The following is an 11,057-nucleotide window of genomic DNA, read 5'->3' on the forward strand; positions in this document are numbered from 1 at the left end:
GGGCAGGTCCCGGGCCTGCGTAGGGACGCGGGGCGGGCGCGGGCAGGCGTACGGGAAAGGGGCGGGGAACCGCGGCTGCGGCTCCCCGCCCCTTCCGTGCTCCGGACGGCCGGTCCGCTCGGGCCCGTGTGCAGGCCGTGCGTACGGGGGCCGTGCGCACGGGGCGTCGGACGGGACGCCCCGTACGGGACTGGCGGGCCCTGGCGGGCCGGTCGGCGGCCTCTTAGAAGGCGGCCTCGTCGAGGTCCATCAGCGTGTTGTCGACGGCCTCGGCCAGCTGCCGCTGGACGGACAGGCCCGGCAGGACCTGGGAGGCGAAGAACTTCGCCGCGGCGATCTTGCCCGTGTAGAAGGCCGCGTCCTTGGCGGAGGCGCCCGCCAGCTTCGAGGAAGCCACGGCGGCACCGCGCAGCAGCAGGTAGCCGACGACCACGTCGCCGGAGGCCATCAGCAGGCGGGTGGTGTTCTGGCCGACCTTGTAGATGTTCCTGACGTCCTCGCCGGTGGCGGTGAGGTCGGTGATCATCTGGCCGGTGATGGCCTCCAGGTCGACGGCGGCCTTGGCCAGCGCGTCGCGGGCGCCGGCCAGGTCCTCGCCGCCCTCGCCCGCGGCGAGGAACTTCTTGATCTCCTCGGAGAGCAGGTTCAGGGCGGCGCCCTGGTCGCGGACGATCTTCCGGAAGAAGAAGTCCTGGCCCTGGATGGCCGTGGTGCCCTCGTAGAGGGTGTCGATCTTGGCGTCGCGGATGTACTGCTCGACCGGGTACTCCTGCAGGTAGCCGGAGCCGCCGAAGGTCTGGAGCGACTGCGCGAGCTGCTCGTACGACCGCTCGGAGCCGTAGCCCTTCACGATCGGCAGGAGCAGGTCGTTCAGGCCGACCAGGGCGGAGGCGTCCTCGCCCGCGGCCTGCTTGACGGCGATCTCGTCCTGGACGGTGGCCGTGTACAGGACCAGGGCGCGCATGCCCTCGGCGTACGCCTTCTGCGTCATGAGCGAGCGGCGGACGTCGGGGTGGTGCGTGATGGTGACCTTGGGGGCGGACTTGTCCATGAAGTTCGCCAGGTCGGGGCCCTGCACGCGCTCCTTGGCGTACTCCAGCGCGTTCAGGTAGCCGGTGGAGAGGGTGGCGATGGCCTTCGTGCCGACCATCATGCGGGCGAACTCGATGATCATGAACATCTGGCGGATGCCGTCGTGCTTGTCGCCGATCAGCCAGCCCTTGGCGGGGTGCTGGTCGCCGAAGGTCATCTCGCACGTGTTGGAGGCCTTGAGGCCCATCTTGTGCTCGACGTTCGTCGCGTACACGCCGTTGCGCTCGCCCAGCTCGCCGGTCTCCCAGTCGAAGTGGAACTTCGGGACGAGGAAGAGCGACAGGCCCTTGGTGCCGGGGCCGTGGCCCTCGGGGCGGGCGAGGACGTAGTGGAGGATGTTCTCCTCCATGTCGTGCTCGCCGGAGGTGATGAAGCGCTTCACGCCCTCGATGTGCCAGGAGCCGTCCTCCTGGAGGACCGCCTTGGTGCGGCCGGCGCCGACGTCCGAGCCCGCGTCGGGCTCGGTGAGGACCATGGTGGAGCCCCAGCGCTTCTCGACCGCGATCTGGGCGATCTTCTTCTGGGCCTCGTTGCCCTCCTCGAAGAGCACGCCGGCGAAGGCCGGGCCCGAGGAGTACATCCAGACGGCCGGGTTGGAGCCGAGCAGGAGCTCCGCGTAGGACCACACGAGGGAGCGGGGCGAGGTGGTGCCGCCGATCTCCTCGGGCAGGCCCAGGCGCCAGTACTCGGAGTCCATGAAGGCTTCGTAGCTCTTCTTGAAGGAGGCCGGCACGGGGGCGGTGTTGGTCTCCGGGTCGAAGACCGGGGGGTTGCGGTCGGCGTCGGCGAAGGACTCCGCGAGCTCGTTCTCCGCGAGGCGGGCGATCTCGGACAGGATGTCCTTGGCGGTCTCGGTGTCCATCTCCGCGAACGGGCCGGTGCCGTACACCTTGTCGCGGCCGAGCACCTCGAAGAGGTTGAACTCGATGTCTCGGAGGTTCGACTTGTAGTGCCCCATGGCGACGGCTCCGTTAAGGCTCGGGAGGCGGGTCCTCGTGCGTACCAATCGGTAACGTACTCATGATGCTACCCGTCAGTAATAAGAATCAACCCTCGGCGGCTGTGACCAGCGTCAAGCCTGGCCCGAATCCGTGCTCTCCCGGCAGGGGCCGCTCGGTAGTCTGTCGCCCATGTACGGCTACGACCAGAACGTGAACGCCGGGCAGCAGTACGCCCCGCAGCCGCCGCCGCAGATGGCGGGCGGCTACGGCGAGCAGCCGCTGTACCCGGAGCCCTCGCCGCCGTCGCTGGCCGACGCCGTCCGGGCCTTCACGACCGGGTCGCTGTCCGCCGAGGACTTCCAGCAGATCTTCGCGACCTCCAAGGTCTACTGCCCGCGGGGCGACACCCCGGGGTTCCTGGCGCTGCACAACACCCAGCAGCCGGTGATCCCGATGTTCACCACCCTGAAGGAGCTGCGCCGGTACGCCGGCAAGGAGTCCAAGTACTTCGTGATCACGGGCGCGGAGGTGATCGACCTCCTGCCGACCGGCTACGGCTTCGTCCTGGACATGGAGGGCGACCACCGGATGGTCTTCGACGCGAAGGCCGTGGAGCAGATGGTCGACTTCGCCATGCGGAGGATGTACGGCTGACGGGACGCGCCCCGCCGGACGGACCCCGCCGCGGGCGGGACGCCGGGCGCCGCGAGGGAGGGGGGCCGCACGTGCTGCGGGTGCACTTCGGCGCGGAGGACCTCCTCGACGTGTCCTTCGCCGCCGAGCCGCTGCCCTTCGTCGAACTGGCCATGGTCCTCACCGCCGCCCAGCGCACCGACCGGGCGGCCGTCTTCGCCCGCTGGCGCAGCCGCACCGCGCGCGGGCTCCCCGCCCCCGTCCTCCCCCTCCTCGACCTGATCCGCCCGGACGGGGACAACCCGTCCTTCGTGGAGCCGCTCACCGCCGATTTCGCCGAGGGCCTGGAAGCCGTCCGGGAGGCCGCCGCGCGGCTGGCCCCCGGGGAGCTCGTACGGGCCGCGGCCCGCGCCCCGGGCCCGGCCGGCTGGCTGCGGCAGCTCTGGGACGGGGACCGGGAGGCCCTGCGGACCCTGGACCGGGCCCTGCGCACCGGGTACGGAACCCTCGTCGAACCGGCCCTGCCCCGGCTGCGCAGCTCCCTGCGGGCCGACGTGGCCTGGCGGACCCGGCTGATGGCCGCCCACGGCATCCGGGCGGCCCTGGCCAGCACCCACCCGGCCGCCCGCTGGTCGGGCACCACCTTCGAGGTGGACCTCCCGCCGGACTACGAGGTACGGCTCGACGGCCGCGGGCTGATGCTGCTGCCCAGTGCCTTCTGGACCGGCCGGCCGCTGCTGGCGGCGCTGCCGCAGGGCCGCCCGGTGCTGCTGTACCCGGCGCTGACCCCCTTCCCGCTGACCGACCCGGACCCGGCGCCGGGGGCGCTGGACGCCCTGCTGGGCCGTACGCGGGCGGCCGTGCTCCAGAGCCTGGTGCGGCAGCGGACCACCAGCGAGCTGGCCCGGGACCTCGACATCAGCCTCCCCTCGGCCTCCGAGCACGCCCGCACCCTGCGCGCGGCCGGGCTGGTCACGACGGAGCGCGACGGCAAGGCCGTCCTGCACGCGGCCACCGGACTCGGCGTGGAGCTGCTGCGCGCCCACGGCTGAGGCGGGCGGGGCGGGCGGGGCGGGCGGGAGCCGGTCCCGCGTCCGGGGGACGGTCCTGGCGACGGTTTCGGCGCCCCGCCCGGCCGATGGTTTCGGCGGGGGCCGAAAGCATCGCGGCGCCCCGCCCGGCGGGCGGACCATTGCGGCAGCGGGGGAGCTGCGGGAGTCACGGGGGATCCCACGGGGGAGCTTCCCCGCTCCGCCCCCCCACAGCGCGGCCCCGGCCCCTGGACCCCACCGGGGCCGGGGCCGTACGTCGTGGCGCCCCCTTCGCCTCTGCCTCTGCCTCTGCCTCCGCCCCGCCTCCGCCCGCCTGCTTCGCCCGCCTGCGCCCCCCGCCCGCTCCGCCTGCCGGGAATGCCCCGGAGGGACACACTGTTCTGCGGGTGTAGCAAGAAGTTCGAGTTTCAACTAAACTCGGAGCAGAAGGAGGTCAGACCATGCCTGCTGTGACCGTGGAGAACCCGTTGACCCTGCCGCGGGTGGCCGAGCCCCAGGGCGCCGCCGCGCGCCGGGTGCTGGCCGTGACGACCGCGCCGGGCGGCTTCGAGGGCGAGGGGTTCCCGGTGCGCCGCGCGTTCGCCGGGATCAACTACCAGTACCTCGACCCGTTCATCATGATGGACCAGATGGGGGAGGTGGAGTACGCGCCGGGCGAGCCCAAGGGCACCCCCTGGCACCCGCACCGCGGGTTCGAGACCGTCACCTACCTGATCGACGGGACCTTCGTCCACCAGGACAGCCACGGCGGCGGCGGGACCATCAACGGCGGCGACACCCAGTGGATGACCGCCGGCTCCGGGCTCCTGCACATCGAGGCGCCGCCGGAGGCCCTGGTCGTGAGCGGCGGGCTCTTCCACGGCCTCCAGCTGTGGGTGAACCTCCCCGCCAAGGACAAGATGATGCCCCCGCGCTACCAGGACATCGGCGGCGGCAGGGTCACCCTGCTCTCCACCCCCGACGGCGGCGCGCTGCTGCGCGTCATCGCGGGCGAACTGGACGGGCACCAGGGCCCGGGCATCACCCACACCCCGATCACGATGATCCACGCCACCGTGACCCCGGGTGCGCAGCTGACCCTCCCGTGGCGCGAGGACTTCAACGCCCTCGCGTACGTGATGGCCGGGCGCGGCTCGGTCGGTACGGACCGGCGGCCGGTGCAGACCGGGCAGACGGCCGTGTTCGGCGAGGGCGGTTCGATCACCGTACGGGCGGACGAGTCGCAGGACGGGCACACGCCCGACCTCGAGATCGTCCTGCTCGGCGGGCGGCCGATCCGCGAGCCGATGGCGCACTACGGGCCGTTCGTGATGAACAGCCGCGCCGAACTCCAGCAGGCCTTCGACGACTTCCAGGCCGGCCGCCTCGGCACCATCCCCACCACCGAGCGCACCGGCCTCGGCCACCGCGGCACGGGCACCCCGGAGTCCGAGGAGTCGTAGGAGCCGCAGGCGGGCAGGAGCGCAGCAGGAACGGCGAAGGCCCCCGGGACCCGCACCACGCGGGTCCCGGGGGCCTTCCCGTACAGCTGCGGCTGCCGCTGCGCGGTCTGCTCAGGCGGCGGCCGGTTCCGGGCCCGGGGGTTCCGGGGCCGTCGGGGAGTCGGGGGAGGCGGGGGAGTCCGGGGCGGGGGTGTAGCGGGCGCGGAGTTCCGACAGGACGCCGAAGGCGGCGGCCGTGACCGGGACGGCGAGCAGCATGCCGAGGATGCCGGCGAGGCTGGCGCCCGCCGTGATCGCCACCATGACCAGGGCCGGGTGCATCTGGACCGTGCGGCTCTGGACGACGGGCTGGAGCACGTTGCCCTCGATGACCTGGACGGCCAGGACCACGCCCAGCGCCCACAGGGCGATCACGGGGCCCCGGTCCGCGAAGGCGACCAGGACGGCGACGGCCCCGGAGAGGAAGGCGCCGAGGTACGGGATGTACGCCGTGACGAACACGAGGGCGCCGAGGCCGACCGCGCCGGGCACCTTCAGCACCAGCAGGCCCGCCGTGATCAGGACGGCGTCGATGCCGGCGACGAAGGTCGTCCCGCGCATGAAGCCCTCGACGGCCTCCCAGGCGCGCCGGGCCATCGCCTCGGTCATGTCGCCCGCCCGCTGCGGGGCCAGCGAGCGCAGCCCGCCGGCTGCGCGGTCGGAGTCGCGCAGGAAGAAGAAGATCAGGATCATGGCGAGCAGGGCCGTGCCGAGCATCTGGCCGACCACGCTCAGGCCCGTGATCACCCCGGACGCCGCCGTCCCGCCGAACTTGGACAGCAGGTCCTTCGAGTTCTTGGCGAGGTCCTCCAGGGAGGTCCCGGCCGCGCCGAAGTGCTCGGCGAGGTCCGCCCCGGCCTTGCGCACCGAGGCGATGATCTGGTCGCCCGTCTCGATCAGGGCGCCCACGACCACGTACGTCGCCCCGCCGACCACCGCGACCACCGCGAGGCAGGTCAGCGCGGCCGCCAGGGAGCGGTTGATCTTCATCCGGATCAGCCGGCGGTGCATGGGGCCCAGCAGGGCCGTGCCGAGCACCGCGAGCAGGACCGGGGTCACCACGGCCTTGAACGTGATGCACAGCCAGATGAGCACCGCGGCCACCCCGGTCACGAGGAGGAAGACGGCGCACCACGCGGCCAGCCGCCGTACGGGTTCGGGAAGCAGGGAACTCATCACGGCGTCATCCAACCACGCATGGGCCCCGATCAGATCAGCCTGTGGACAACCCGTTACGCGGCCGGTCCCCGCCCGGCGGGCCCACCGCCGGACCCGCCCCCGCCCGGCTCCCCGCCCGGCCTGCGCTCGTGCAGCTCGAACCAGATCGACTTGCCCTCGCCGCGCGGGTCCACGCCCCACCGGTCCGCCAGCATCTCCGTCAGCAGCACCCCGCGCCCGCTGGACGCCGTCTCGCCCGGGTGCCGCTTGTGCGGCAGCTCGTCGCTGGAGTCCGCCACCTCCACCCGCAGCCGGCGCTCCCCCAGCTCCCCGGCCGCCTCCGCGACCAGCAGGGCGTCCCCGTCGGTGTGCATGAGGACGTTGGTGACCATCTCGGAGACCAGCAGGACCGCCGAGTCCACCTGGTCCGGGTCCGCCCAGTCGTGCAGCAGGTCCCGCACCTGGTGCCGGGCGCCCGCGATCCGCTGCGGCTCCGCCTGCGCGACCGTGATGACCGTACGGCGCACCGGCCGCGCGGAGTGCTCCGCCGTGGACCCGCAGCCGCAGCCCGGCCCCTCCCGGCACAGCAGCACCACCGCTATGTCGTCCTCGCGCCGGTCCGCGAGCGGTCCGGTGCTGTGGTGCGAGGAGGGCCCGTGGACCGCCTGCACCAGCTCGTCCGCGAGCTTCTCCAGGCTGTCCGAGGAGTGCGAGCCGGCCTCCAGCACCGCCCGCAGCCGCGCCCAGCCGGTGTCCAGGTCGTGCCCGCCGGTCTCGATCAGCCCGTCCGTGCACAGCATCATCGTCTCGCCCGGCTCCAGCGTGAACCGGGTCGTCGGATAGTCCGTGTCGGGCACGATCCCCAGCGGCAGCCCGCCCGCCGCGGAGCGCATCAGCACCGTCCCGTCGGCCATCAGCACGGTCGGCTCGGGATGGCCCGCCCGCGCCACCTCCAGCGTCCCCGTCGCCGGATCGCACTCCACGTACAGGCAGGTCGCGAACCGCGGACTGTGGAAGTCGCCGTGCTCCCCCCACTCCTCCCACTCCTCGCGCTGCCCGAAGCCCGCCGCCCCGCCGTCGAACCCGTCCGAGCCCTCCCCGGAGGAGTGCAGCCCGGCCAGGAACCGCGAGGCCCGCGAGAGCACCGCGTCCGGCCGGTGCCCCTCCGACGCGTACGCCCGCACGGCGATCCGCAGCTGGCCCATCAGCCCCGCGGCCCGTACGTCGTGCCCCTGCACGTCCCCGATGACCAGCGCGAACCGGCCCGAGGGCAGCGGGATCATGTCGTACCAGTCCCCGCCGACCTGGAGCCCGCCGCCCGTCGGCACGTACCGGGCCGCGATCCGCATCCCGGGGACCTCCGGGCCCAGCGTCGGCATCATCGAGCGCTGGAGGCCGGTGGTCAGCTCCCGCTCCGACTCGGCGACCCCCGCGCGCTGGAGGGCCTGCGCCAGCATCCGGGCCACCGTGGTCAGCACCGAGCGCTCGTCGGGCGAGAACGACACCGGGTGCTTGAAGGCGGCCATCCACGCGCCCATGGTCCGCCCCGCCACGATCAGCGGCAGGAAGGCCCACGACACCCGCCCGAAGCGCTGGGCGAGCGGCCAGGCCGCCGGGAAGCGCCGCTTGTACTCCCCGGGGTCGGGCAGGTAGATCGCCCGGCCCGTGCGGACCACCTCCGCCGCCGGGTAGTCCGTCTCCACCCGCATGTCCAGGAAGGGGCCCTCGTCCCCCGGCCCGTGCCCGTGGTGCCCGATCACCGACAGCCGCTCCCCGTCCACCCCGAAGACCGCCAGCCCGTCCGGGCTGAACCCGGGCATCGACAGGGAGGCCGCGACCCGCAGCACCTCGGCCGTGGACCGGGCCTCCGCCAGCGCCCGGCCCGCGTCCAGCAGGAAGGCCTCGCGGGAGCGCCGCCAGTCGCCCGTCACCGCCGTCTGCGCCGCCGTGGTGCCCGGCTGCGGCTCGGCGATCTCCTGGATCGTCCCGATCAGCTCGTAGTCCGAACGGTCGACGAGCGGCACCGGCTTCGACCGGCTGCGCACCGTGCGGACCACCCGGCCGTCCTCGTCCATGATCCGCAGCCGGGCCTCGGCGAGGGTGCCCTCGGCCACGGCCAGGTTCACGATGGCGTTGATCTCGTTCCAGTCCACCGGGTGGAACCGGGACCGCACGGCGGACTCCGGCAGGATCACGGGCTCCGGGGGCAGCCCGAGCAGCCGGGCGGCCTCGCTGTCCAGCGTGACCGTCCCGGAGGCGTTGTCCCAGCGCCACAGCCCCGTCGCGATGGCTGCCAGCACGTCCTCGGTACGCACCGACTCATCTTTACAGGTCATCGCACCGCTCTGCCCGTCCGGCCGTCCGGCCTTCCGCATGCCGGGCACGGGCCGGGCGGTAACCTGGCAGGGTTGAATCCCACCCTGCTATCGCAACGAACTGGATGAACGATGCATCGGTACAGGTCCCACACCTGCGGCGAGCTCCGCGCCTCTGACGTCGGCACCGACGTCCGGCTGAGCGGCTGGCTGCACAACCGTCGAGACCTGGGCGGCATCCTCTTCATCGATCTGCGCGACCACTACGGCATCACGCAGCTCGTCGCCCGCCCCGGCACCGCGGCCGCCGAGGCCCTCGACAAGCTGTCGAAGGAGACCACGGTCCGCATCGACGGCAAGGTCGTCTCCCGCGGCGCCGAGAACATCAACCCCGAGCTCGCCACCGGCGAGATCGAGATCGAGGCCGTCGAGGTCGAGGTGCTGGGCGCGGCCGCCCCGCTGCCCTTCACGATCAACACCGACGACGGGGTGAACGAGGAGCGCCGCCTGGAGTACCGCTTCCTCGACCTGCGCCGCGAGCGCATGCACCGCAACATCATGCTGCGCTCCGCCGTCATCGGCGCGATCCGCTCCAAGATGGTGGCCCTCGGCTTCAACGAGATGGCGACCCCGATCCTCACGGCGACCTCCCCCGAGGGCGCCCGCGACTTCGTGGTCCCGTCCCGCCTGAACCCGGGCAAGTTCTACGCCCTGCCGCAGGCCCCGCAGCAGTTCAAGCAGCTGCTGATGATCTCCGGCTTCGACCGGTACTTCCAGATCGCGCCCTGCTTCCGCGACGAGGACGCCCGCGCCGACCGCTCGCCGGGCGAGTTCTACCAGCTCGACGTCGAGATGTCCTTCGTCGAGCAGGAGGACGTCTTCCAGCCGATCGAGAAGCTGATGACCGAGCTCTTCCAGGAGTTCGGCAACGGCCGCCCGGTCAGCTCCCCCTTCCCGCGGATCCCGTTCCGCGAGTCGATGCTCAAGTACGGCAACGACAAGCCGGACCTGCGCACCGACCTCGAACTGGTCGACATCACCGACGTGTTCGAGAACTCCGAGTTCAAGGCCTTCGCCGGCAAGCACGTGCGCGCCCTCGCGGTGCCCGACACCGGCGACCAGCCGCGCAAGTTCTTCGACGGGCTCGGCGACTTCGCCGTCTCCCTCGGCGCGAAGGGCCTGGCCTGGGTCCGCGTCGGCGAGGGGAACGCCCTCACCGGCCCCATCGCCAAGTTCCTCACCGAGGAGAACGTCAAGGTCCTCGCGGAGCGCCTGGGCCTGGAGCCCGGCCACGCGGTGTTCTTCGGCGCCGGCGAGTTCGACGAGGTCTCCAAGATCATGGGCCCGGTCCGGGTCGAGGCCGCCAAGCGCGCCGGCCGCTTCGAGGAGAACGTCTTCCGCTTCGCGTGGATCGTGGACTTCCCGATGTACGAGAAGGACGAGGAGACCGGCAGGATCGACTTCTCGCACAACCCCTTCTCGATGCCGCAGGGCGGCCTGGAGGCCCTGGAGACCCAGGACCCGCTGGACGTCCTCGGCTGGCAGTACGACATCGTCTGCAACGGCATCGAGCTGTCCTCCGGCGCCATCCGCAACCACGAGCCCGCCATCATGTTCAAGGCCTTCGAGATCGCCGGCTACAGCCGCGAGACCGTCGAGACCGAGTTCGCGGGCATGCTGCGCGCCTTCCAGTTCGGCGCCCCGCCGCACGGCGGCATCGCCCCGGGCGTGGACCGCATGGTCATGCTCCTCGCCGACGAGCCGAACATCCGCGAGACCATCGCCTTCCCGCTCAACGGCAACGCCCAGGACCTGATGATGGGCGCGCCGACGGAGCTGGAGGAGGCCCGCCTGCGCGAGCTGAACATCGCCCTGCGCAAGCCGGTCGAGAAGAAGGCCGCCGGCGACCGCCCGGTCTCCGAGGCCGTCCACCCGGACGCGGGCGCGCACTGACCGCTGTGAGCGCATGAGCTGAACCGGAAGGGCCCGGGATCCGTGGGGATCCCGGGCCCTTCCTGGCGTCCGGCCCGCGGCCCGCGGCCGGTCAGTGGACGGCGGCGGTGGTCTGGAGGAAGTCGTGGGAACGGGAGCGGGAGCGGCGGTGTTCCCCACCCCCGTGGAGGAACACCGCCGTTCCCGCTGCCGAGCAGGACGCGCAGGGCGCGGATTCCGGTTGCGGCGGCCGTGTAGAGGTACGGGGGCGCCGGCAGGGCCGGGGCCGGTGTTCCCCACCCCCGTGGAGGAACACCGGCCCCGTCCGTGTGCGCCGTGGGGCGCGGTGGCCGTGTGGCCGGTGGAACCGGTGGTTTGACGGATGGTCCGGCCGGATGGTTGTACGGAATCCGGCCGGATACCGGCGTGATCCGGCCATTCCGGGGAGCGGGT

7 protein-coding genes are annotated in these 11,057 nt (G+C 72.6%); 4 read left to right on the forward strand and 3 right to left on the reverse strand.

The window, feature by feature from the left end:
- Positions 1-223: 223 nt before the first annotated feature.
- Positions 224-2,050 (reverse strand): acyl-CoA dehydrogenase, encoded by a 1,827-nt coding sequence (locus ACZ7JZ_RS10770; RefSeq protein ID WP_470935971.1) that lies wholly within the window; start codon positions 2,048-2,050, stop codon positions 224-226.
- Between the two features lie 172 nt (positions 2,051-2,222).
- Between ACZ7JZ_RS10770 and ACZ7JZ_RS10775 the strand changes: the two genes are divergently transcribed.
- From ACZ7JZ_RS10775 to ACZ7JZ_RS10785, 3 genes are all read left to right on the forward strand, one after another.
- Entirely contained in the window at positions 2,223-2,687 is a 465-nt protein-coding gene (locus ACZ7JZ_RS10775) for an SseB family protein (RefSeq protein WP_470935974.1), read from the forward strand.
- A gap of 71 nt (positions 2,688-2,758) precedes the next feature.
- The gene (locus tag ACZ7JZ_RS10780; protein WP_470935977.1) at positions 2,759-3,718 is read left to right on the forward strand and encodes an ArsR/SmtB family transcription factor; all 960 of its coding nucleotides are present in this window, start codon (positions 2,759-2,761) and stop codon (positions 3,716-3,718) included.
- A 440-nt stretch (positions 3,719-4,158) separates the two neighbouring features.
- The gene (locus ACZ7JZ_RS10785) at positions 4,159-5,160 is read left to right on the forward strand and encodes a pirin family protein (protein ID WP_470935980.1); all 1,002 of its coding nucleotides are present in this window, start codon (positions 4,159-4,161) and stop codon (positions 5,158-5,160) included.
- Positions 5,161-5,271: 111 nt separating this feature from the next.
- Here ACZ7JZ_RS10785 and ACZ7JZ_RS10790 read toward each other — a convergent pair whose 3' ends face one another.
- Positions 5,272-6,375, reverse strand: a complete 1,104-nt coding sequence (locus ACZ7JZ_RS10790; RefSeq protein ID WP_470935983.1) for an AI-2E family transporter — start codon at positions 6,373-6,375, stop codon at positions 5,272-5,274.
- 56 nt (positions 6,376-6,431) lie between these two features.
- The gene (locus tag ACZ7JZ_RS10795; RefSeq protein ID WP_470935987.1) at positions 6,432-8,672 is read right to left on the reverse strand and encodes a SpoIIE family protein phosphatase; all 2,241 of its coding nucleotides are present in this window, start codon (positions 8,670-8,672) and stop codon (positions 6,432-6,434) included.
- Between the two features lie 132 nt (positions 8,673-8,804).
- Between ACZ7JZ_RS10795 and aspS the strand changes: the two genes are divergently transcribed.
- A complete protein-coding gene (gene aspS / locus ACZ7JZ_RS10800; protein ID WP_470935989.1) occupies positions 8,805-10,625 on the forward strand; it encodes an aspartate--tRNA ligase in 1,821 nt (606 codons plus the stop codon).
- The last annotated feature ends 432 nt before the right edge of the window (positions 10,626-11,057 follow it).

The organism is Streptomyces sp. NPDC038213, assembly GCF_055600495.1.